The organism is Streptomyces mangrovi (genome assembly GCF_900114215.1).
Taxonomy (GTDB): Bacteria; Actinomycetota; Actinomycetes; order Streptomycetales; family Streptomycetaceae; genus Streptomyces; species Streptomyces barkulensis.
In genome coordinates this window covers 93,572-115,940 of record NZ_FOSG01000014.1, presented here as the reverse complement: position 1 = coordinate 115,940, position 22,369 = coordinate 93,572, and the positions used below count along the sequence as shown (strand labels likewise).

At 74.0% G+C, this 22,369-nt stretch carries 22 protein-coding genes; 14 read left to right on the top strand and 8 right to left on the bottom strand.

Going from position 1 to position 22,369, the window contains the following annotated elements:
- Positions 1-4: 4 nt before the first annotated feature.
- The gene (locus tag BM237_RS19615) at positions 5-346 is read left to right on the top strand and encodes a rhodanese-like domain-containing protein (protein ID WP_093851009.1); all 342 of its coding nucleotides are present in this window, start codon (positions 5-7) and stop codon (positions 344-346) included.
- Positions 347-495: 149 nt separating this feature from the next.
- On the opposite strand, the gene paaE is transcribed toward BM237_RS19615, so the two are convergent.
- The 5 genes from paaE to paaA all read right to left on the bottom strand — a co-directional run bounded on the left by paaE (position 496) and on the right by paaA (position 4,109).
- Positions 496-1,563, bottom strand: coding sequence for a 1,2-phenylacetyl-CoA epoxidase subunit PaaE (paaE, locus tag BM237_RS19610; RefSeq protein WP_093851008.1), 1,068 nt, complete (start codon positions 1,561-1,563; stop codon positions 496-498).
- Complete coding sequence (gene paaD / locus BM237_RS19605; protein WP_093851007.1) at positions 1,560-2,054, bottom strand: 1,2-phenylacetyl-CoA epoxidase subunit PaaD; 495 nt, start codon at positions 2,052-2,054, stop codon at positions 1,560-1,562. Before paaD ends, paaE begins: the two co-directional genes overlap by 4 nt.
- 65 nt (positions 2,055-2,119) lie before the next feature.
- The gene (paaC, locus tag BM237_RS19600) at positions 2,120-2,842 is read right to left on the bottom strand and encodes a 1,2-phenylacetyl-CoA epoxidase subunit PaaC (protein WP_093851006.1); all 723 of its coding nucleotides are present in this window, start codon (positions 2,840-2,842) and stop codon (positions 2,120-2,122) included.
- A complete protein-coding gene (gene paaB, locus BM237_RS19595; RefSeq protein WP_093851005.1) occupies positions 2,839-3,126 on the bottom strand; it encodes a 1,2-phenylacetyl-CoA epoxidase subunit PaaB in 288 nt (95 codons plus the stop codon). Before paaB ends, paaC begins: the two co-directional genes overlap by 4 nt.
- The gene (gene paaA, locus BM237_RS19590; protein ID WP_093851004.1) at positions 3,123-4,109 is read right to left on the bottom strand and encodes a 1,2-phenylacetyl-CoA epoxidase subunit PaaA; all 987 of its coding nucleotides are present in this window, start codon (positions 4,107-4,109) and stop codon (positions 3,123-3,125) included. The genes paaB and paaA overlap by 4 nt, the downstream gene beginning before the upstream one ends.
- Positions 4,110-4,437: 328 nt before the next feature.
- On the opposite strand from paaA, the gene BM237_RS19585 reads away from it, so the two are divergent.
- The 3 genes from BM237_RS19585 (at position 4,438) to BM237_RS19575 (ending at position 7,135) form a co-directional block, all read left to right on the top strand.
- Entirely contained in the window at positions 4,438-5,061 is a 624-nt protein-coding gene (locus BM237_RS19585; RefSeq protein ID WP_093851053.1) for a DUF5819 family protein, read from the top strand.
- A gap of 161 nt (positions 5,062-5,222) precedes the next feature.
- A complete protein-coding gene (locus tag BM237_RS19580) occupies positions 5,223-6,467 on the top strand; it encodes an HTTM domain-containing protein (RefSeq protein WP_093851052.1) in 1,245 nt (414 codons plus the stop codon).
- Complete coding sequence (locus BM237_RS19575; protein ID WP_093851003.1) at positions 6,464-7,135, top strand: TrmH family RNA methyltransferase; 672 nt, start codon at positions 6,464-6,466, stop codon at positions 7,133-7,135. Before BM237_RS19580 ends, BM237_RS19575 begins: the two co-directional genes overlap by 4 nt.
- A 66-nt stretch (positions 7,136-7,201) precedes the next feature.
- Here BM237_RS19575 and paaN read toward each other — a convergent pair whose 3' ends face one another.
- Positions 7,202-8,914: a phenylacetic acid degradation protein PaaN gene (paaN, locus tag BM237_RS19570; RefSeq protein ID WP_093851002.1), complete on the bottom strand. Its 1,713-nt coding sequence runs from the start codon at positions 8,912-8,914 to the stop codon at positions 7,202-7,204.
- Positions 8,915-9,097: 183 nt separating this feature from the next.
- Here paaN and BM237_RS19565 point away from each other — a divergent pair, with 183 nt between their 5' ends.
- Positions 9,098-9,742, top strand: coding sequence for a TetR/AcrR family transcriptional regulator (locus tag BM237_RS19565; protein WP_093851001.1), 645 nt, complete (start codon positions 9,098-9,100; stop codon positions 9,740-9,742).
- Between the two features lie 63 nt (positions 9,743-9,805).
- Here the strand turns inward: BM237_RS19565 and BM237_RS19560 are convergent, their stop codons facing one another.
- On the bottom strand, positions 9,806-10,306 hold the full coding sequence (locus tag BM237_RS19560; protein WP_093851000.1) for an Lrp/AsnC family transcriptional regulator: 501 nt from the start codon (positions 10,304-10,306) through the stop codon (positions 9,806-9,808).
- A gap of 178 nt (positions 10,307-10,484) precedes the next feature.
- On the opposite strand from BM237_RS19560, the gene pdhA reads away from it, so the two are divergent.
- The 9 genes from pdhA to BM237_RS19515 all read left to right on the top strand — a co-directional run bounded on the left by pdhA (position 10,485) and on the right by BM237_RS19515 (position 20,254).
- Positions 10,485-11,663 carry a pyruvate dehydrogenase (acetyl-transferring) E1 component subunit alpha gene (gene pdhA, locus BM237_RS19555; protein WP_093850999.1) on the top strand — a complete coding sequence of 393 codons (1,179 nt, stop codon included), beginning with the start codon at positions 10,485-10,487 and terminating at the stop codon, positions 11,661-11,663.
- Complete coding sequence (locus BM237_RS19550; RefSeq protein ID WP_425443716.1) at positions 11,660-12,784, top strand: alpha-ketoacid dehydrogenase subunit beta; 1,125 nt, start codon at positions 11,660-11,662, stop codon at positions 12,782-12,784. Before pdhA ends, BM237_RS19550 begins: the two co-directional genes overlap by 4 nt.
- A complete protein-coding gene (locus BM237_RS19545) occupies positions 12,784-14,265 on the top strand; it encodes a dihydrolipoamide acetyltransferase family protein (RefSeq protein ID WP_093850998.1) in 1,482 nt (493 codons plus the stop codon). Before BM237_RS19550 ends, BM237_RS19545 begins: the two co-directional genes overlap by 1 nt.
- 71 nt (positions 14,266-14,336) lie before the next feature.
- Entirely contained in the window at positions 14,337-15,296 is a 960-nt protein-coding gene (locus BM237_RS30040; protein WP_093850997.1) for an NTP transferase domain-containing protein, read from the top strand.
- Positions 15,293-16,789: a molybdopterin molybdotransferase MoeA gene (locus tag BM237_RS19535; RefSeq protein WP_093850996.1), complete on the top strand. Its 1,497-nt coding sequence runs from the start codon at positions 15,293-15,295 to the stop codon at positions 16,787-16,789. The genes BM237_RS30040 and BM237_RS19535 overlap by 4 nt, the downstream gene beginning before the upstream one ends.
- A gap of 4 nt (positions 16,790-16,793) precedes the next feature.
- Positions 16,794-17,855 carry a potassium channel family protein gene (locus BM237_RS19530; RefSeq protein WP_093850995.1) on the top strand — a complete coding sequence of 354 codons (1,062 nt, stop codon included), beginning with the start codon at positions 16,794-16,796 and terminating at the stop codon, positions 17,853-17,855.
- 9 nt (positions 17,856-17,864) lie between these two features.
- Positions 17,865-18,854 carry an NAD(P)H-quinone oxidoreductase gene (locus BM237_RS19525; protein ID WP_093850994.1) on the top strand — a complete coding sequence of 330 codons (990 nt, stop codon included), beginning with the start codon at positions 17,865-17,867 and terminating at the stop codon, positions 18,852-18,854.
- A 92-nt stretch (positions 18,855-18,946) separates the two neighbouring features.
- Complete coding sequence (locus BM237_RS19520) at positions 18,947-19,618, top strand: hypothetical protein (protein ID WP_093850993.1); 672 nt, start codon at positions 18,947-18,949, stop codon at positions 19,616-19,618.
- A 66-nt stretch (positions 19,619-19,684) separates the two neighbouring features.
- The gene (locus BM237_RS19515) at positions 19,685-20,254 is read left to right on the top strand and encodes a bacterial proteasome activator family protein (protein ID WP_175541064.1); all 570 of its coding nucleotides are present in this window, start codon (positions 19,685-19,687) and stop codon (positions 20,252-20,254) included.
- A gap of 131 nt (positions 20,255-20,385) precedes the next feature.
- Here BM237_RS19515 and BM237_RS19510 read toward each other — a convergent pair whose 3' ends face one another.
- Complete coding sequence (locus BM237_RS19510; RefSeq protein ID WP_093850991.1) at positions 20,386-22,122, bottom strand: Stk1 family PASTA domain-containing Ser/Thr kinase; 1,737 nt, start codon at positions 22,120-22,122, stop codon at positions 20,386-20,388.
- Positions 22,123-22,369: the final 247 nt, after the last annotated feature.

Below are 22,369 nucleotides of genomic sequence, written 5' to 3'. Positions count from 1 at the left end.
CCTGATGCAGTACGGCCGGATTCCTTCGGTGGAGGCCACGGCGGTGCCGTCGGAGGGCCTGCTGCTGGACGTCAGGGAGGACGACGAGTGGGCGGCCGGGCACGCCGAGGCGGCCCTGCACGTGCCGATGAGCGAGTTCGTGGAGCGGTTCGGCGAAGTGACCGAGAAGGCCGCGGACCGGCGGGTGTACGTGGTCTGCCGGGTCGGCGGCCGGTCGGCGCAGGTCACGCGGTATCTGCTGGGGCAGGGCATCGACGCGGTGAACGTCGACGGCGGCATGCTGGCCTGGGAGGCGGCCGGGAAGCCGCTGGTGAACAACGGGCGGGGGCCCGCCCACGTGGCGTGAGTCGCGTGCCGTGTGACGTGAGGCGTGAGCGAGAGGGGCCCGGCGCGGGGTCGGAGCGCGCCGGGCCCGCCGGCTGTGCGAAAGCCGGCCGTACGGAAGGGCCGTGGGCCCGTACCGCCTGAGGTGTCCTGAGGTGTCCTGAGGTGCCCTCAGGCGTCGAAGTCCACCTCGACGGTCTCGGTGACCGGCCGTGACTGGCAGGCCAGCACATACCCCGCCGAGACCTCCTCCGGCTCCAGGGCGAAGTTGCGGTCCATGCTCACCTCGCCGGACACCAGCCGCACACGGCAGGTGCCGCACACCCCGCCCTTGCAGGCGTAGGGCGCGTCGGAGCGGTTGCGCAGCACCGTCTCCAGCAGCGTCTCGCCCTCGGCGGCGGGCCAGACGCCCATCCGGCCGTCGAGCGTGGCGGTGAGCTTGGAGCCGCCGGGCGCGGTACGGGCGGCGGTCCGCTTCTCCTCGGCCGGGGAGGCGTCGTCCACATGGAAGATCTCCTGGTGGACCGCGGCGGCGGGCACCCCGAGCGCGGTCAGTGCGCGCTCGGACTCCCGGACCAGCCCGTGCGGCCCGCACAGGAACCAGCCGTCCACGTCGGGCACCGGCAGCAGGGCGGGCAGCAGGGCGGCGAGGCGCTCGGCGTCGAGCCGCCCGGTGGGCAGGCCCGCCTGGCGCTCCTCGCGGGAGAGCGTGTGCACCAGATGGAAGCGGTCCGGGTGGCGGTCCTTCAGCTCGGCGACCTCGTCCAGGAACATCGCCGACGCCGCGGTGCGGTCGGTGCGGACCAGGCAGAACCGGGCGTCCGGCTCCTCGGCCAGCAGCGTGGCGGCGATGGACAGCACCGGTGTGATGCCGCTGCCGCCGACGACCGCCGCGAAGCGGCCGGGGCGGGGACGCAGGGTGAAGCGGCCCGTCGGGGGCATCACGTCGACCGTGTCCCCGGCGGACAGCTCCTTGACGGCGTGGGCGGAGAACGCGCCGCCCTCCACCAGCCGGATGCCGACCCGCAGCACCGGCTCGGCGGGTGCGGGGACGGCGGGGGAGCAGACGGAGTAGGTGCGGCGCACCTCCGCGCCGTCCACCTCGCGCCGCAGGGTGACGTGCTGGCCCGGGACGTGGCGGAAGGTGCCGTGCAGCTCGGGCGGCACCTCGAACGCCACGGCCACCGAGTCGTCCGTGAGCCGCTCGACCTCGCGGACCCGGAGCGGATGGAACCTCATAGCAGCTCCTTGAAGTGGTCGAACGGCTCCCGGCAGGAGGCGCAGCGGCGCAGCGCCTTGCAGGCGGTGGAGGAGAAGCGGCTGAGCAGGGTGGTATCGGTCGAGCCGCAGTGGGGACAGCGGATGGCCAGGTCCACCGCGACCGGACCACCACCGTCGGAGGCACCCGCACCGGGCCGGGGCGGGGCTATCCCGAACTCGGCCAGCTTGCGGCGGCCCTCGGCGGTGATCGCGTCCGTCGTCCAGGGCGGGGAGAGGACCGTGCGGACCGTCACCTCCGCCACGCCGTGCTCACGCAGCGCCCGCTCCACGTCGGCGGACATCGCCTCCACCGCCGGGCAGCCGGTGTAGGTGGGGGTCAGCTCGACCTCCACCCGGCCGGGTCCAAGGATGTGCAGACCGCGCAGCACTCCCAGCTCGGCCAGGGACACCACCGGCAGCTCCGGGTCCGGGACGGAGCCGGCGACCTCGCGCAGCTCCGCCTCCAGCACCGTCGCCTCCGCCGTTGTCTCCGCCGTTGTCTCCGCCGTCGCTTCTGCCGCCTTTGCCGGGAGCGTCACCACGATGCTCCCGGGTGGCTGCGGTGCAGATGCTGCATCTCGGCGAGCATCCGGCCGAACGGCTCGGTGTGGACGCCCTGCCGTCCGGCGCCGGCGGCCCAGGGGCTGCTCCGCGGCCCTTCGGGGACGGCGAGGGTCGCACGCTCCAACACGGCGGTGATGCGCCGCGTCCACTCCTCGTCCAGCCCGGCCCAGTCGACGTCCAGGCCCTCGACGGGCCGGAACAGCTCGCCGGTGTGGCGCCACAGCCCCTCCAGCGCGTCCTTCATGCGCCTGTGGCTCGCCTCGGTGCCGTCACCCAGGCGCAGCGTCCAGTGCTCGGCGTGGTCGCGGTGGTAGGCGACCTCCTTGACCGCCTTGGCGGCCAGCGCGGCGAGCTCCGCGTCGTCGGTGCCGCCACCGGCCAGCCGCTCGTACAGCAGCTCCTGGTAGGCGGAGAAGTACAGCTGGCGGGCGATGGTGTGGGCGAAGTCGCCGTTCGGCTGCTCGACGAGCTGCACGTTGGTGAAGGCCCGCTCCTCGCGGAGGTACGCCAGCTCGTCCTCGTCCCCGGCCATCGACAGCAGGGTGCGGGCCTGGCCCAGGAGATCCAGCGCGATGTTGGCGAGGGCGACCTCCTCCTCCAGAACGGGCGCGTTCCCGGCCCACTCCCCCAGCCGATGGGAGAGGACCAGCGCGTCGTCGCCGAGGGCCAGCACGGCCGTACGGGGAGCGCTCACAGGTGCCGCACCCCTTCCGGGACCTCGTAGAAGGTGGGGTGGCGGTAGGGCTTGTCGGCGGCGGGCTCGAAGAACGGATCCTTCTCGTCGGGCGAGGAGGCGGTGACCGCGGACGACGGCACCACCCAGATCGAGACGCCCTCCGACCGCCGGGTGTACAGGTCCCGCGCGTTGCGCAGGGCCATCTCGGCGTCGGGCGCGTGCAGGCTCCCGGCGTGGGTGTGGGACAGGCCGCGCCTGCTGCGGACGAAGACCTCCCACAGGGGCCATTCGCTGGTGGTCATGCCGCCGTCCTTCCGTCGCCGTCCTGCTCGCCGTGCTTGCGGGCGTACGCCGCGGCGGCCTCGCGCACCCAGGCGCCCTCCTCGTGGGCGCGGCGGCGGCGGTCCAGCCGCTGCTCGTTGCAGGGGCCGTTGCCGCGCAGCACCTCGTGGAACTCGGACCAGTCGATCGGCCCGAAGTCGTAGTGCCCGCGCTCCTCGTTCCACCGCAGCTCGGGGTCGGGCAGGGTCAGCCCGAGGGACTCGGCCTGGGGCACGCAGATGTCCACGAAGCGCTGCCGCAGCTCGTCGTTGGAGTGCCGCTTGATCTTCCAGGCCATCGACTGGGCGGAGTGCTTCGAGGCGTCGTCGGGCGGCCCGAACATCATCAGCGACGGCCACCACCAGCGGTCCACGGCGTCCTGCGCCATGGCGTGCTGGGCCTCGGTGCCCCGGCTCAGCGCGAGCAGCAGCTCGTATCCCTGGCGCTGGTGGAAGGACTCCTCCTTGCAGACACGGACCATGGCCCGCGCGTAGGGCCCGTAGGAGCAGCGGCACAGCGGCACCTGGTTGGTGATGGCCGCGCCATCCACAAGCCAGCCGATCGCGCCGACGTCGGCCCAGGTCAGGGTGGGGTAGTTGAAGATCGAGGAGTACTTCTGGCGCCCGGAGTGCAGCTTGTCCAGCAGCTCGTCGCGACTGGCGCCGAGCGTCTCGGCGGCGCTGTAGAGATAGAGCCCGTGCCCCGCCTCGTCCTGCACCTTGGCCATCAGGATCGCCTTGCGGCGCAGCGAGGGCGCACGCGTGATCCAGTTGGCCTCCGGCTGCATGCCGATGATCTCGGAGTGGGCGTGCTGGGCGATCTGGCGCACCAGCGTGGCGCGGTAGGCGTCGGGCATCCAGTCGCGCGGCTCGATCCGCTCGTCCGCCGCGATCGCCGCGTCGAACGCCTCCTCGTGCGCTCCGGGACCTCCGCCCCGGTCCGTCTCCGGCAGCAGCGTCGTCATGCAGAGCTCCCTTGCTCCTGGCGAGGAACCAACCAACCGACCGATCGTTCGGTTCAATGGTGGTCGTCCGGGCCCCAAGGTGTCAAGGCTGTGGATAACCTCGTAGGGCCGCCGCGGACCGGGGCGGCCGCGGGGGAGCGCGACCGGTGTCGCGGGGTCGTGAGAGCGGGGCCCGGCCGGGCCCGAGATCGGGGAGGGCATGGATCCACAAGCACAGACGCGCCAGGAGGCGCCCCCGGACGCGCCGCCCCCGGCGGCGGACGGCGCACCCTCCGGGACGCCTCCGGAGGAGTCTTCGGGGACGCCCCCCGGGGGCGCCCCGGGGGTGATGTCGCTCCCGCCCGCGGCGCGGATCGCCGTCGCGGTGGCGCTGGGCGTCGTCACCGTGCTCACCGGCGTACACCTGGCGATGGTCTTCCTGCACGTCGCGCCGGACAACACCCTCAGCAAGCAGCACGGTTCGACGGTCTCGGACTACGTCAACCCCGAGTTCGAGCAGAACTGGAAGCTGTTCGCCCCCAACCCGCTCCAGCAGAACATCGCCGTCCACGCCCGCGCGGAGGTGGTCCGGCCGGACGGCGGACGCGAGCGGACCGGCTGGGTGGACCTGACGGCGATGGACATCGGCAACATCCGCGGCAACCCCTTCCCCAGCCACACCGACCAGAACGAGCTCCGCCGCGCCTGGGACTTCTTCACCGGCTCGCACGACGCGGAGAACCGCTCCAACGGGCTGCGCGGGGACCTCTCCGAGGAGTATCTGCGGCGGATCGTGATGTCGCGGTTCGGACCCGAGCTGAACGGCGGCGAGATCCGGCGCGTGCAGGTGCGGTCGGCGACCACACCGGTCGCGCCGCCGCCGTGGAGCGGTGAGAGCGCGGACGCCGGGACCACGTACCGGGTGCTGCCCTGGTGGCCGGTCGACCGCACGGACATCCCGGAGGACCAGTGACACAGTCCGAGAACGGCTCCCCCGCCCCCTCCACCTCCGTCCCCGCCTCCACCGCGTCCGTCCCCGGCGCCCGGCGGGCCGGGGAGCAGCCGTCCGGGGCCGGGGAGCGGTCGCCCGGCGAACCGACCGCCGCACCGGCCGGTCCGTGGTCGCGGCGCCTGCTGTCGAGGGCCGACGAAGCGGTCGTGAGCGGCATCGTCAAGGTCAGCGACCGGGCGCTGGGCCCGTACCAGAGCGCGGTCGTCCGGATCGGCTTCTCCTTCACCTGGCTGGTCTTCCTGCTCTTCGAGTGGCCCCACCGGCGCGAGCTGTACGGCCCGGACGGCCCGTGGAGCTGGGAGCTGGGCGAGCGGCTGGTGGCGAGCAACCACGCCTTCACGGTGCTGCTGTGGTCCGACAGCGCCGTCTGGTTCGAGGCCGTCTACGCCCTCGCCGTCCTCTCCTCCGCCGCGCTGCTGGTCGGCTGGCGCACCAGGACCATGTCGGTGCTGTTCATGGTCGGTGTGCTGTCCCTGCAGAACCGCAGCGTCTTCATGGGCGACGGCGGCGACAACGTCATCCATCTGATGGCGATGTACCTGGTGCTCACCCGCTGCGGCCGGGTCTGGTCGCTCGACGCCCGCCGCGCCCGCCGCTTCGGTGCCGGGAGCGGCGCCGGAGCCGGGGGGACCGATCTGGTCGGCATCGCGCTGTGGTCGCTGCTCGGCGCCGTCCTGCTGGTGGCCACCGCGGGCGGCCGGCTGAGCTGGTTCGGCGACGACGGACCGGTGCTCTACGTGGGCTGGGCGACCTTCCTGTGGGGTCTGTGGCTGGTGTACGGACTGTGGTGGTACGTCACCCGCCCCGCGGGCGGACGGGCCGGGCGGGAGAACGTCCGTCGGCTGATGGACGTCCTGGGCAACATCGTCCACAACGCCGTCCTGCTGATCATCATGGCCGAGGTCTGCCTGATCTACGCGACCGCGGGCTGGTACAAGATCCAGGGCTCCCGCTGGCAGGACGGCACCGCCGTCTACTACCCCCTGCACCTGGACTACTTCTCCCCCTGGCCGGCCCTCGCCGAGGTGCTGGGCAGCAGTGGGCTGATGGTCCTGCTGCTCACCTACGGCACGGTGATCGCCCAGGTCGCCTTCCCCTTCACCCTCTTCAACCGCCGGGTGAAGAACGTGCTGCTCGCCGTGATGATGCTGGAGCACGCCTCCATCGCCGTCGTTCTCGGGCTGCCCTTCTTCTCGCTCGCCATGATCGCGGCCGACGCCGTCTTCCTGCCGACGGTCCTCCTGGTCTGGATCGGAGCCAGGGTGTCCCGGGCGGCCGGACGGCTGCGCCGCGGCCGCCCGCGCGAGCCGGAGGAGGAGACGGAGCCGTCGGGGGACGACAGCCCCGCACGTACCCTCGTGGGGTGAGCGAAGGCGAGAGGGAGGGCCGGCCCGTGCGGGACGAGCCCGTGCAGTACGACGAGGGCTACGGCACGGAGGTGGGCGTCGGCCCCCATCCCGAGCCGTGGCCGGCCGGTGAGCGATACGACCCGGAACTGCTGGCCGGCGGCGACCGGCGCAACGTCGCGGACCGCTACCGCTACTGGACCCGGGAGGCGATCGTCGCCGATCTCGACACCCGGCGGCACGACTTCCACGTCGCGGTGGAGAACTGGAACCACGACTTCAACATCGGCAGTGTCGTGCGCACCGCCAACGCCTTCCTGGCCAGGGAGATCCACATCGTCGGAAAGCGCCGGTGGAACCGGCGCGGTGCGATGGTCACCGACCGGTACCAGCACATCACCCACCACCCGGACGTGGCCGCGCTGGCCGACTGGGCACGGGCCGAGGGGCTGCCGGTCATCGGGATCGACAACCTCCCCGGCGCCGTCCCGCTGGAGACGACCGAACTGCCCCGCCGCTGTGTGCTGCTCTTCGGCCAGGAGGGCCCGGGGCTGACACAGGAGGCGTGGAAGCACGCCGAACGCGTCTGCTCGATCGCCCAGTTCGGCTCCACCCGGTCCATCAACGCGGGCGCGGCGGCGGCCATCGCCATGCACGCCTGGATCCGCGCACACGCCGACATCGGCTGAGAGCGCCCCGCCGGGAACCGTCCGGCCCGGGGCCCGCCGAACGGCGGGCCCCGGAAGCGGGAGGCGTCAGGCCTGCCGGCGGACCTCCACCACGCGGAAGCGGCTCGCCACGAACGCCCCGTCGCACAGCGCGGCGTTGGCCGCCGGGTTGCCGCCGGAGCCGTGGAAGTCGGAGAACGCCGCGGTCTGGTTCACGTACACCCCGCCGGTGAGGTTCAGCGAGAGCTGGGCGCACTCCTCCAGGCAGGCCTCCTCCACCAGTCGCTCCACCTCGGGCGAGGTGGTGTAGGCGCCGACCGTCATCGCGCCCTTCTCCCGGACGGTGCGGCGCAGCAGCTCGACCGCCTCGGCCGTGGAGTCCACGGCGACGGCGAAGGAGACCGGGCCGAAGCACTCCGACATGCAGACCTCCTCCGACTCGGGCTTCGCCCCGTCCAACCCGACGATCGCCGGGGTGCGGACCGTGGCGCCGGGGAACTCCGGATGCTCCACCGCGCGCGAGGCGAGAATGGTCTCGCCCAGCTCCGAAGCGCCCTCCAGCCGCTCGCGCACCCCGGGGTTGACGATCGCGCCCAGCAGCGCCGCCGCCCGCTGGTCGTCGCCCAGCAGCTTGTCCACCGCGCCCGCCAGGTCCGCGGTGAACTCCTCGTAGGACTTGTGGCCCGCGTCCGTGTCGATGCCGCCGCGTGGGACCAGCAGGTTCTGCGGGGTGGTGCACATCTGGCCGCTGTAGAGGGACAGGGAGAAGGCCAGATTGCCCAGCATGCCCCGGTAGTCGTCGGTGGAGTCGACGACGATCGTGTTCACACCGGCCTTCTCGGTGAAGACCTGGGCCTGGCGGGCGTTGGCCTCCAGCCAGTCGCCGAAGGCGGTCGACCCCGTGTAGTCGATGATCCGGACCTCGGGGCGCAGAGCCAGCTCCCTGGCGATGCCCTCGCCGTCCCGCTCGGCGGCCAGCGCCACCGTGTTCGGGTCGAATCCCGCCTCGGCGAGGACCTCACGGGCGACCCGCACCGTCATCGCCAGCGGCAGGACCGCGCGCGGGTGCGGCTTGACCAGCACCGGATTGCCCGTGGCCAGGGAGGCGAACAGCCCCGGGTAGCCGTTCCAGGTGGGGAAGGTGTTGCAGCCGATCATCAGCGAGACGCCGCGCGGCACCGGCGTGAACTCCTTGCCCAGCTCCAGCGGATCCCGCTTGCCCTGTGGCTTGGACCACCGCGCCGAGGCCGGGGTGCGGGTCTGCTCGGCGTAGGCGTACGCCACCGCCTCCAGACCGCGGTCCTGGGCGTGCGGGCCGCCGGCCTGCATCGCCATCAGATACGCCTGCCCGCTGGTGTGCATCACCGCGTGGGCGAACTCGTGGGTGCGCGCGTTGATCCGGGCCAGGATCTCCAGGCACACCAGCGCCCTCACCCGAGGCCCGGCGTCCCGCCAGGCGGGCAGCGCGGCACGCATCGCGGGCAGCAGCGCCCCGACATCGGCGTGCGGGTACTCCACGCCCAGCTCGACGCCGTACGGCGAGACCTCGCCGCCCACCCAGCCGTCCGTGCCGGGCTGGTCCAGCTCGAAACGGCCGCCCAGCAGGGTGTCGAAAGCGGACTTCCCCTCGGCGGGGCCGAGGGTGCCGTGCTCCTCGCCGTACGCCTTGGGGTGCTCCGGATACGGGGACCAGTACTCCCGGGTGCGGATCGCCTCCAGTGCCCTCTCGAGCGTCGGGCGGTGCTTGTCCGCGAGTTCCTCCGGGGTCAGCGGCGGGGCCTGGGTGGGTGCGGCGGCCATCGGGGACCAACTCCTCGTCGAGCTTGTCGAGCGGGCGGGCGGCGGCGCCCGTACGGACGGCGCCCGGGCGGGCCGTGGAGGGCGCGCGGGCGGCCGTGCGCGGACGGACGGACAGGTAGATACTGCTACCGAACGATCGGTCGGGGCAAGAGGGGCAGGCCGCCTGTGGATAACATCGAGGCCATGCCAGTCAAGCCGCCAGCCAAGCCGCCAGCCGAGCCGTCGGCCAAGTCACCGGCCAAGTCGCCGGGGCGCGACACCTACACGCCCGAGTCGCTCCTCGCGGTGGCCGTGGAGGTGTTCAACGAGCGCGGTTACGACGGCACTTCGATGGAGCACCTCTCCCGTGCGGCGGGGATCTCCAAGTCCTCCATCTACCACCACGTGCGGAGCAAGGAGGAGCTGCTGCGCCGGGCGATAGCCCGCGCCCTCGACGGCCTCTTCGCCATCCTGGACGAACCGGACGCCGGCCGGGGACGGGCGATCGAGCGGCTGGAACACGTCACCCGCCGCACCACCGAGGTGCTGATGGCCGAGCTGCCCTACGTCACCCTGCTGCTGCGGGTGCGGGGCAACACCCGCACCGAGCGCTGGGCGATGGAGCGCCGCCGGGAGTTCGACCACCGGGTGGCCGGGCTGCTGAAGGCCGCCGCGGCCGAGGGCGACATCCGCTCGGACCTCGACGCCCGGCTGGCCACCCGGCTGCTGTTCGGAATGATCAACTCCATCGTGGAGTGGTACCGCCCGCAGCCCGGGGACGCCGCGGACCGCGAGCGGGTCGCCGACGCGGTGGTGCGGCTGGCCTTCGAGGGGCTGCGCAGGCAGTAGCGGCACGGGGGCGAGGGCGGGGCGCACGGCGAGGGGGTCGGAGCGGGCCGCCCGGCGCGCCGCTCACGGCTCGGGTTCGAGGTCGGTCTCCTCGAAGACCAGCAGGGTGCGGGTGCTCAGCACCTCCGGCATCGCCTGTATCCGGGTGAGCACCAGTTCCCGCAGCGCCCGGTTGTCGGCGGTGTGCACCAGCAGCAGTACATCGAAGTCGCCGCTGACCAGCGCGATGTGCGCGGCACCCGGCAGCGCCTGGAGCTTCTCGCGCACCGCGCGCCAGGAGTTCTGCACGATCTTCAGTGTGATGTACGCCGCCGCGCCCTGGCCGGCGCGCTCGTGGTCCACCCGGGCCGTGAAGCCGCGTATCACCCCGTCCTCCACGAGGCGGTTGATCCGGGCGTACGCGTTCGCCCGGGACACGTGCACCCTTTCGGCGACCGACCGTATCGAGGCGCGCCCGTCCAGCTGCAGCATCCGCAGGATGGACCGGTCGACGGGATCGAGCGGTCTGGCGGGTGGCCGGTCCCCCTCCTCCGGCGCCTCGGGGGCCATCTGTTCTTCCGGCATGGCCTGCCGCCTCCCCTCCATGGACGTCCTGCCGACATCCCACGCCGCGCAGAACCGTTTGTCCACAGGGCGGTGCCACCCGTAGCCAAAATGAGTCGGCGACCGAACAATCGGTAGGGGGATCGCCGGATCCAGTGCGGCCCCCTGCCCGCAGATGCCCCCTACCAGGAGGTGCCGCATGACAGTCCTGGAGCAGCCAGGCGCATACCGCCCCGCGCCGCCGCCCGCCTGGCAGCCGCGCACGGACCCCGTGCCGCTGCTGCCGGACTCCGAGCCGTACCGACTGCTGGGCACCGGTGCCGACCTCGATCCCGGCCTGCTCAGGACGCTCTACGCGCAGCTGGTGAGGGGCCGCCGGTACAACCGGCAGGCCACCGCGCTCACCAAGCAGGGCAGGCTCGCCGTCTACCCCTCCTCCACCGGGCAGGAGGCGTGCGAGGTGGCCGCGGCGCTGGTGCTGGAGGAACGGGACTGGCTCTTCCCCAGCTACCGCGACACCCTCGCCGCCGTCGCCCGCGGCATGGACCCGGCCGAGGCGCTGGGGCTGCTGCGCGGCGACTGGCACACCGGCTACGACCCGCACCGGCACCGCGTCGCCCCGCTGTCCACCCCGCTGGCCACCCATCTGCCGCACGCCGTCGGGCTCGCCCACGCCGCCCGGCTCAAGGGCGACGACGTGGTGGCGCTGGCCATGGTCGGCGACGGCGGCACCAGCGAGGGCGACTTCCACGAGGCGCTGAACTTCGCCGCCGTCTGGCGCACCCCGACGGTCTTCCTCGTGCAGAACAACGGGTTCGCGATCTCCGTCCCCCTGGCCAAGCAGACCGCCGCGCCCTCGCTGGCCCACAAGGCCGTCGGCTACGGCGTCCCCGGCCGGCTGGTGGACGGCAACGACGCGGCGGCCGTCCACCGCGTCCTGGCCGAGGCCGTCGAGCGCGCCCGGCGCGGCGAGGGGCCCACCCTCGTGGAGGCCGTGACCTACCGGATCGACGCCCACACCAACGCCGACGACGCCACCCGCTACCGCGGCGACGACGAGGTCGGCGCATGGCTCGAACACGACCCCGTGGCGCTGCTGGAGCGTGAGCTGACCGAGCGCGGCCTGTTCGACGACGCGACACGCGACGGGGCGCACGAGGAGGCCGAGGAGATGGCCGCGCGGCTGCGCGAGGCGATGAACGAGGATCCGGCGCTCGACCCGGCGGATCTCTTCGACCACGTCTACGCGGAGAAGACCACGCAGCTCAGGGAGCAGGCCGCACAGCTGCGCGCCGAGCTGGACGCGGAGAACGACGGACAGGACGGGACCGCCGGGCACGGCGGGGCCGCCGGGAACGCAGCGGGAGGCGAGCGATGACGACCGCGACCACGGGCAGGAGCGCGGACAGGGCGGGCAGGGCGGACCGGAAGGCCCGAGCCGGTTCCGGAGCCGCCCGCAAGCCCGCCACCATGGCCCAGGCACTCAACCGCGCGATGCGCGACGCCATGGCCGAGGACCCGTCCGTGCACGTGCTCGGCGAGGACGTCGGCACGCTCGGCGGCGTCTTCCGCGTCACCGACGGCCTGACCGCCGAGTTCGGCGAGGACCGCTGCACCGACACCCCACTGGCCGAGGCCGGCATCCTGGGCACGGCCGTCGGCATGGCGATGTACGGGCTGCGGCCGGTGGTGGAGATGCAGTTCGACGCCTTCGCCTACCCGGCCTTCGAGCAGCTCCTCAGCCACGTCGCCAAGATGCGCAACCGCACGCGCGGCGCCATGCCGCTGCCCATCACCATCCGGGTGCCCTACGGCGGCGGGATCGGCGGTGTGGAGCACCACAGCGACTCCTCCGAGGCGTACTACATGGCCACCCCCGGCCTGCACGTGGTGACCCCGGCGACGGTGGCCGACGCCTACGGGATGCTGCGGGCCGCCATCGCCTCCGACGACCCGGTGGTCTTCCTGGAGCCCAAGCGGCTGTACTGGTCGAAGGCCGACTGGTCGCCGGAGGAGCCCGAGACCGTCGAGCCCGTCGGCCGCGCCCGGGTCCGCCGTACGGGGACGTCCGCCACGCTGATCACCTACGGCCCGTCGGTGCCCGTCTGCCTGGAGGCGGCCGAGGCCGCCCGCGAGGAGGGCTGGGAGCTGGAGGTCGTCGACCTGCGCTCCCTGGTGCCCTTCGACGACGAGACGGTCTGCGCGTCGGTGCGGCGCACCGGCCGGGCCGTGGTCGTCCACGAGTCGTCCGGTTTCGGCGGCCCCGGCGGCGAGATCGCCGCCCGGATCACCGAGCGCTGCTTCCACCACCTGGAGGCGCCGGTGCTGCGGGTGGCCGGATTCGACATCCCCTACCCGCCGCCGATGCTGGAGCGCCACCACCTGCCCGGAGTGGACCGCGTCCTGGACGCCGTCGCCCGGCTCCAGTGGGAGTCGGAGTGGACCGAGCGGCCCGAGGCGTTCGGCGGGACGGATACGCCCGAGAGGGGTGGCCGCTGATGGCCGAGGTCCGCGAGTTCGCCCTGCCCGATCTGGGCGAGGGCCTGACGGAGGCCGAGATCGTCCGCTGGCTGGTGTCCGTCGGCGACGCCGTCGCCGTCGACCAGCCGGTGGTGGAGGTCGAGACGGCCAAGGCGATGGTCGAGGTGCCGTGCCCGTACGGCGGTGTGGTCACCGCCCGGTTCGGGGAGGAGGGTGCCGAGATCCCCGTCGGCGCGCCGCTGGTGACGGTGGCCGTCGGAGCGTCCGCCGCCCCGGCGGGCGAGCCGGCCGGGGCCCCCGCCGGGGCACCGGCCGAGGTGTCGGCCGAGACCTCGGAGAAGTCCGGGAACGTACTGGTGGGATACGGCACGGGTGCGCCCGCCGCCCGCCGCAGGCGGGTCCGCCCGGCGAACGGCGTGCCCGTCCCGGCGTCCGCCGTCGTGTCCGCAGCCCCCTCCGCGCCGGCTGCCCCCGCAGCTCCCCCCGCGCCGGCTGCCCCCGCGGCCCCCGCGGCTCCGGCCCCGGAGGCGTCCGCGCCCGCCGCGCCCGCCGCGCCCGCCGCGCCCGTGGAGACCCGTCCCGCCGACGGCCCCGTCCCGGTGATCTCGCCGCTGGTGCGGCGGCTCGCGCGGGAGCACGGGATCGACCTGCGGCAGGTCGCCGGCTCCGGCCCGCGGGGGCTGATCCTGCGCGCCGACGTCGAGCGCGCGGTGGCGGAGGCACATGCCGTGCCCGCCTCGGCCGCCCCGGCCGACGGCGCCGCCGTGTCCGCACCCGCATCCGCGCCCGTACCCGCCGCCGGTGCCGCCGCGCGCGGCGAGCGGATCCCGCTGCGCGGGCTGCGCGGTACGGTCGCCGACAAGCTCTCCACCTCCCGGCGCGAGATCCCCGACGCCACCTGCTGGGTGGACGCCGACGCCACCGAACTGCTCGCCGCCCGGCGGGCGATGAACGCCGCGGGACCGAAGATCTCCCTGCTCGCGCTCCTCGCCCGGATCTGCACGGCCGCCCTCGCCCGGTTCCCCGAGCTGAACGCGACGGTGGACACGGCCGCGCGCGAGATCGTCCGGCTGCCCGAGGTCCACCTGGGCTTCGCCGCGCAGACCGACCGCGGGCTCGTGGTCCCCGTCGTACGCGACGCCCACACCCGCGGCGCGGCCGAGCTGTCCGAGGAGATCGCCCGGCTGACCGAGTCCGCCCGCGCGGGAAGGCTGACGCCCGCCGAGCTGACCGGAGGCACCTTCACCCTCAACAACTACGGCGTGTTCGGGGTGGACGGCTCGACTCCGATCATCAACCACCCCGAGGCGGCGATGCTCGGGGTCGGCCGCATCACCCCCAAGCCGTGGGTGCACGAGGGCGAGCTGGCGGTACGCCAGGTCGTGCAGCTCTCCTTCACCTTCGACCACCGGGTGTGCGACGGAGGTACGGCGGGCGGCTTCCTGCGGTACGTGGCGGACTGCGTCGAGCACCCGGCCGTACTGCTGCGCACTCTTTGACTCCTCCCCCGCCGGCCCCGGCCGGGGACCCTCTCCGCCCGGGCCGGGGCGGAGAGGGTCACACTCGGGTCATGACTCATGTGTACGACGCCGTCGTCATCGCCGGCGGCGCCGCCCGCCGGCTCGGCGGGGCGGACAAGCCCGCCCTCACCGTCGGGGGCCGGACGCTGCTCGACCGGGTGCTGGACGCCTGCGCGGACGCGGCGCGGACGGTGGTCGTCGGCCCGCGCAGGCCGACGGCCCGGCCGGTGGACTGGGTGCGCGAGGATCCGCCCGGCGGCGGGCCGCTGGCGGCCCTCGACGCCGGACTGCGCCGCACCGGGAGCGGGACGGTGCTGGTGCTCTCCGCCGATCTGCCGTTCCTGACGCCCGCCACCGTGCGGGCGCTGCTGGACGCCGTGCACGGCACGGACGGTACGCACGGCATCCACCACGGCACGGCCCCCGGCCCCGACGCCCCCGACGGGGCGATCGTGGTGGACGACGGGTGTGCCCAGCCCCTTCTGGGCGCCTACCGTGCCGAGTCCCTCCGCCGCGAACTGGCCCTGCTCACCGCCGAGCACGGACGGCCGGCGAACCTCCCCCTGCGGTTGCTCACCGATGAGCTCGTGCTGCGCCGCATCGCCCCCGCCGGCCCCGAGGAGGCCCGCGACTGCGACACCTGGGAGGAACTCGCCTCGGCCCGCTCCCGCATCAGGGAGCATGGACGCGTGCTGAACGAATGGATGACCGCGGCCAAGGCCGAACTCGGTATCGACCTCGACGTCGACACCGCCGCCCTTCTCGATCTCGCGCGGGACGCCGCGCACGGCGTGGCCCGGCCCGCCGCCCCGCTGACGACCTTCCTCGTCGGATACGCGGCGGCGCGGGCGGGCGGGAGCCCCGAGGACGTGGCCGAGGCCGCGCGCAAGGCCGCCGAACTGGCCCGGCGCTGGGCCGCGGAGGCCGCCGGTGCCGCGGAGGCGGAGGGGACGGGAAAGGCCGGCGGGAGCGGGGAGTCCCGCGGCGGAGAGGGAACGGACGCCGGATGAGCGGCGATGAGCTGGCCGACGCCCTGGCCCTGGCCAACGGCCGCGGCGACACGTACGGCGACACGCACGGCACCGCCGGCGGTGGCGGCCGGCCCGGGGGCCGGGAACCCGGCCCGGCTCCCGGGAAGAGCGGCCCCCACGGCCCGCGGGACGGCGCACGGCACCGCGACTGGCCCGCGGCCCGTGCCGCCGCCGCCCGCGCCGGTGCCGGCCGGCGGGCCGAGCCCGCCACCGTCCCCCTGGACGAGGCCCTCGGCCACCGTCTCGCCGCCCCACTGACCGCGCTCACCGATCTGCCGGCGTTCGACACCTCGGCCATGGACGGCTGGGCCGTCTCCGGGCCCGGCCCGTGGGAGCCGCTCGACCCCGAGGACGGCACGCGGGACGCCGGGCACGCCGGGCACGCCGGAGACACCGGAGACACCGGAGACACAGCCCCCGGCACGCCACACGGCATCCTGGCCGGCGACGACCGCCCGGCCCCGCTCCCGGACGGCCACGCCGTCCGCATCGCCACGGGCGCCCGCATCCCGCCCGGCACCACCGCCGTACTGCGCTCCGAGTACGGCGAGGTCCGCGACCGGCGGCTGCGTGCGAACGGCGCGCCCCAGCACGGCGCGGACATCCGCCCGCGCGGCCAGGAGTGCCGGGCGGGCGACCATCTGCTGCCCGGCGGTACGCCGGTCACCCCGGCCGTGCTGGGCCTGGCCGCCGCCGCGGGCTGGGACGAGCTGCCGGTCGTACGCCGTCTCCGCGTCGAAATCCTGGTGCTGGGCGACGAGCTGCTGGCCTCCGGCATCCCGTCCGGCGGCCGGGTCCGCGACGCGCTCGGCCCGATGGTCGGCCCCTGGCTGACGGCTCTGGGCGCCGAGGTCACCGCCACCCGCCGGCTCGGCGACGACGCCGGGGCGCTGTACGCCGCGCTGGAGGGGACCGCCGCCGACCTCGTCGTCACCACCGGCGGCACGGCCGCCGGCCCCGTCGACCACGTCCACCCGGCCCTGCGCCGCCTGGGGGCGGAGCTGCTGGTCGACGGGGTGCGGGTACGCCCCGGCCACCCGATGCTGCTGGCACGGCTGCCCTCGGGCGCGCATCTGGTCGGGCTGCCCGGCAACCCGCTGGCGGCCGTGTCCGGGCTGCTCACCCTCGCCGAACCACTGCTGCGGGCCGCCACCGGCGCCGGCCCGTCCGAAGCGCGGCCCACCGGACCGCGCACCGAACAGCGCACCGGACAGCCCACCGGACCGCGCACCGAACAGCGCACCGGAGACGACGCACTGCCCACCGCCGCCCTCCTCGGCGAGATCCAGGGCCACCCCCGTGACACCCGGCTGGTCCCGGTCGTGCAGGATGGCGGTGGCGTACGGCCGCTGCGGTTCAGCGGCCCCGCGATGCTCCGCGGTATCGCGGCGGCCACCGCTTTGGCGGTCGTGCCGCCCGGCGGCGTCCCCACCGGCGCCGGTGTACACCTCCTGAGACTCCCGTGGGCGTGACGGCATGAACCACACCTCGCCCGAAGAGCTGCAGCACTTCGTGCAGCTCCCCGAGCCCGCGGCCGGGCCGCTGCGGCAGGTGCTGCGGCGGCTGGTGGCCGCGCTGATCGTCCTGCTCGTGACGGTGTTCCTGGTCTACCTCGAGCGCGACGGCTACACCGACAACGCCGACGGCGAGGTCTCGCTGCTGGACTGCTTCTACTACACCACCGTCAGCCTCTCCACGACCGGCTACGGCGACATCGCCCCGGTCAGCGACAGCGCCCGGCTGGTCAACGTCCTGGTCATCACCCCGCTGCGCGTCCTGTTCCTGATCATCCTGATCGGCACCACCCTGGAGGTGCTGGCCGAGCGGACCCGCCAGCAGTTCCGCCTGGCCCGCTGGAGGTCCTCCTTGCGCGACCACACCGTCATCATCGGCTTCGGCACGAAGGGGCGCTCCGCGGCCGAGACGCTCATCTCGACCGGGGTCCCCCGGGAGCGGATCGTGATAATCGATCCGAGCCGCAAGGTCGTCGAGGCGGCGAACGCCGACGGCTACACCGGCGTCGTCGGCGACGCGACCCGCAGCGACGTCCTGCTGAAGGCGGAGGTGCAGCGGGCGGCCCAGGTGGTCATCTCCACCCAGCGCGACGACACCGCGGTCCTGGTGACGCTCACCGCCCGTCAGCTCAACCGCAATCTGCGCATCGTCGCGGCGGTGCGCGAGGAGGAGAACGCGCCGCTGCTGCGGCAGTCCGGCGCGGACTCCGTGATCACCAGCGCCAGTGCCGCCGGACGGCTGCTCGGCATGTCCATGCTCAGCCCGAGCGCGGGCGCGGTCATGGAGGACCTGATCCACCAGGGCACGGGGCTGAACCTCACCGAGCGCCCGGTCACCAAGGCCGAGGCCGGCCGCTCCCCGCGCGAGTGCAAGGACCTCGTGGTCTCCGTGGTGCGCGGCCACCGGGTGCTGGGCTACGACGACCCGGACGCGGCCGTCCTGGAGCTCACCGACCGCCTCGTCGTCATCCGTCGTGCCACCCCCTCCACCACCGTCATGCCCTCGGAGAACCCGCGGAGGTAGCGTCACCCCATGCACGCGATCACCATCACCGAACCCGGCGGCCCCGACGTCCTCGCCTGGACGGAGGTGGACGACCCCGTGCCCGGCGACGGCGAGGTCCTGGTCGAGGTGGCGGCCGGCGCCGTCAACCGCGCCGACATCCTCCAGCGGCAGGGCTTCTACGACCCGCCCCCGGGCGCCTCGCCCCATCCCGGGCTGGAGTGCGCGGGCCGGATCGCCGAGCTGGGGCCGGGTGTGGGCGGCTGGAAGGCCGGCGACGGGGTGTGCGCGCTGCTCGCCGGCGGCGGGTACGCGGAGAAGGTCGTCGTGCCGCACGGCCAGCTCCTGCCGCTGCCCGACACTCCCGACGGCCCGCTCGACCCGGTCACCGCCGCCGCCCTCCCCGAGGTCGTGTGCACGGTCTGGTCGAACGTCTTCATGCACGCGAGGCTGCGCCCCGGCGAGACCCTGCTGGTCCACGGCGGGGCCAGCGGCATCGGCACCATGGCGATCCAGCTCGCCAAGGCCGTCGGCGCGCGGGTGGCGGTCACCGCGGGCAGCCGTAGGAAGCTGGAGCGCTGCGCGGAGCTGGGCGCGGACGTCCTGATCGACTACCGCGAGCAGGACTTCGCCGAGGAGGTCCGGGCGGCCACCGGCGGACGCGGCGCGGACGTCGTCCTCGACATCATCGGCGCCAAGTACCTGGAGCGGAACGTCAAGGCGCTCGCCCGCGGCGGCCGGATCGTCGTCATCGGCCTCCAGGGCGGCGTCAAGGGGGAGTTGAACCTGGGGGCGCTGCTCGCCAAGTGCGGTACGGTCTCGGCCACATCGCTGCGCGGCCGCCCGCCGGGGGAGAAGGCGGAGATCGTCGCGGCGGTGCGGGAGCACGTCTGGCCGCTGATCGCCGCCGGGCGGGTCCGCGCGGTCGTGGATCGCACGGTGCCGATGAGTAATGCCTCCCGGGCTCACCGGGTACTCGAGGAGAGCGATCACGTGGGCAAGGTCGTCCTCACCGTCTGAGACGCCGGTCCGCCGGTCCGGGATGCCGGGCCCGCGCGTTCGTGTGACGCTTGTTACACCATTCGATGCCTGGTACGGGAGGGGGCGTAGCGGTGAGGGAAGCCGCGATCACCCTGCTGGCCTGCGCGATGGTGCTCGTTCCGGCACCCGTCGCCCTGGCCTCCCAGCAGTCCGCGGCCGTGGCGGCCGTTCCCGGCGGCGCGCGGGACGGGGTGGAGCCCGGGGCGGAGGGCCCGGCCAAGTCCTCGTCCTCCCCCACCGCCTCTCCGGACGACCCGGACGACCCGCAGGAGAGCGGGGAGCCGGACGAACCGCGGGAGCCGGACGATCCCGAGGAGACGAAGCGCCCCCCGCGCTTCACCCTGCCGCCGTGGCCGGGCAGCTCCTCCCCCGGCCCGGACCCGTCGTCCACGCCCACTCCCACGCCGGAGCCCACCTCCGGTGAGCCCTCCGGCCAACCGTCCGGTACGGCCCCCGGCGGGGACGGCGACGGGGAGCGCGGTCCCACCGGATCCGCCGGTCCGCCGGGCACGCCGCGGCAGACCCCCCAGGGCCGGGCCGAGCAGATCGTCGACCGGCGCAGCGGCGCCGGCGACCACTACGACGACTACGTGTACGACGACGGCCGAAGCGGCGAGGAGCCCGACCGGAACCGTGCGACGCCCGCCACCGGCGGCCAGCTCCTCCCGGTGCTGCCGCTCGGTGCGGGGCTGACCTTCCTCGGTCTGGGCCTGGCCTCGCTCGCCCTGCGGCTGCGGCGCTGAGACGGGCGTCCCCGCTCCCGGGGGATCGCCCTCCGGCCGCGGGGACGGGCATTGCAGAATGGGGGTATGACTCAGCCGATGAACGAACGCTCGCAGGAGGGCCAGCACGTCCTGGTCGTGGGGCCGGACGGAATGGCCCTCGGCAGCACCGCCGCTCCCAGGAGCGGGGACGGCGGCTCCGACGACGAGCCGCGTGAGATCCCCGTGACGGAGATGGTCGAGCAGCCCGCGAAGGTCATGCGGATCGGCAGCATGATCAAGCAGCTCCTGGAGGAGGTCAAGTCGGCTCCCCTGGACGAGGCCAGCCGTGCCCGGCTCAAGGAGATCCACGCCAGCTCGGTCAAGGAGCTGGAGGACGGTCTGGCGCCCGAGCTGATCGAGGAGCTGGAGCGGATCTCGCTGCCGTTCACCGACGACGTGGTGCCCACCGACGCCGAGCTGCGGATCGCCCAGGCCCAGCTCGTGGGCTGGCTGGAGGGGCTGTTCCACGGTATCCAGACGGCGCTGTTCGCCCAGCAGATGGCGGCCCGCGCCCAGCTGGAGCAGATGCGCCGCGCGCTTCCGGCGGGCGCGCTGCCCGAGGAGGAGGGCGACGGGCGCGGCGGCCAGATCCGCTCCGGCGGCCCCTACCTCTGACATCTCCGAGCGGCCGCCTCCGAGCGGCCCGGACCCCGTACGTGCGAGGGGCCGGCACGCGATCCGCGTGCCGGCCCCTCGTTCGCGTCCGCCCCTCGTTCGCGTCCGCCCCTCGTTCGCGTCCGCCGCCGTCAGCCCTCCGGGTGACCGGTGGAGACGGTCAGCGTGATCTTGTCCTTCTTCGGGTCGAAGCCCTCGTAGGCCTCCGGGGACTGCTTGAGGACGGTGTTCTTCCCGTACAGGTTCTCGTCCTCGTACTCGACGTCGTCCAGGATCCAGCCCGCCTCGCGGACGCACTCCTTGACCGAGTCCAGGTGCTTGAAAGTCAGGTCGGGCATGCTCGTCTTGCCCTTGTCGAAGAGGCTGTCCGACGCCTCCGTGCACTTGGCCGGGTCGATGGTCTTCGAGGTGTCCTCGTCCTTGAAGCCGTCATCTCCGCCGTCATCTCCGCCGTCGTCGGTGTCCGTGCCGGCGCTGTCGCCGTCGGTCTCCTGGCCACCTGTGCCGCCGCCGGAGTCGGCGGAGTCGGCCCCGCCGGTGCCCGCGGGCTGCTCAGCCGTCCGGACGGGCCCCGGGGACTCGCCCGCCCGCGGGTCCTCCCCGCCACCGCCACCGCCGTTGAGCGTCACCGCGATGATCACGGCGGCGACGACGATGATCGCCGCGACCGCCGATCCGACGATCACCCCGGTGTTCCTGCCGCCGCCGGAGGGCTGGGGCTGGGGCGAGACGGTGTAGGGCGGCGGGGTCGGCGCGCCGCCCTGAGGGCCGTACGGGCCCGGCGCCGGTGTGGAGTAGCCCTGCTGGACCGGCCCCGCGGCCCCGAAGCCGGCCGCCGGCGCGTAGTGCGGCTGGTACGGCTGCTGCACGTTCGGCGGCGGCGGGGTGGCCTGGGCGTCCACCGGCGGGAAGACCGACTGGGAGACGGCCGCGCCGCTGTTGGGGCCGGGAGCGCCGCCGGCGATCAGCGGGGTGGTGTTCGAGGCGACCACCGAGTTGCGGACGCGCTCGCACTCCTGGCGCATCGACTCGGCCGTCGGGAACCGCTCGTTGGGGTTCTTCCGCAGCGTCCGCGCGACCAGCGCGTCCACGGCCGGGGGCAGCGACCGGTTGATCGACGAGGGTGCGGGCGGCTCCTCCTGGACGTGCGCGTACGCGATGGCCAGCGGCGAGTCCGCGTCGAAGGGGAGGCGCCCGGTGAGCAGTTCGAAGAGCATGATGCCCACCGAGTACAGGTCGGAGCGGGCGTCCACGCCGCGCCCCAGCGCCTGCTCGGGGGAGAGGTACTGCGGGGTGCCGACGACCATGCCCGTCTGCGTCATCGAGGTGACGCCGGACTGCATGGCGCGGGCGATGCCGAAGTCCATCACCTTGACCGTGCCGCGCCTGTTCAGCATGACGTTGCCCGGCTTGATGTCCCGGTGCACCAGGCCCATCTCGTGGCTGGCCTCCAGTGCGGCGAGCACCTCGGAGACGATCGTCAGCGCCTTGTCGCTCGGCATCGCCCCGAGCCGGGCCACGTCCTCGTCGAGGACGGTGCGCAGCGGCTTGCCCTCGACGTACTCCATGACGATGTAGGGCACCGTCGCGCCGTCGATCTCGTCCTCGCCGGAGTCGAAGACCGAGACGATGTTGGTGTGCGTCAGCTTGGCGACCGCCTGCGCCTCGCGGCGGAAGCGCTCCCGGAAGGACTGCTCGCGGCCCAGCTCGGTGTGGAGGGTCTTGACCGCCACCTGCCGGTCGAGCACCGTGTCGTAGGCCAGGTGCACCGACGCCATGCCGCCCTGGCCCAGCAGGTCGCGCAGCTGGTAGCGCCCGCCGCCGACCGTACGCCCCTGGTACGCGGCCTGCGCGCCGTCGTCGCTCATCTGACTGCTTCCCCCTCGGCGCCGCAGGACTGCCGTCTTACGGGCCTGCGCGTGTGCGGTTGCTCTGCTGGTGCCCGTGGTGCCGCCGGCCGACCTTCGAGAACGCCGGGCGGGGCACCGGTCCACCCGTGGACTCCACCCGTGATTCCAGGCCAAGTCTGCCCCAGCGGCCGGACACGTCAAGGCGCTTGCCCGTTCCGTGACCCGATGCGCGCATACGCGTCACACACGCTCGCGGGGGCGTGTG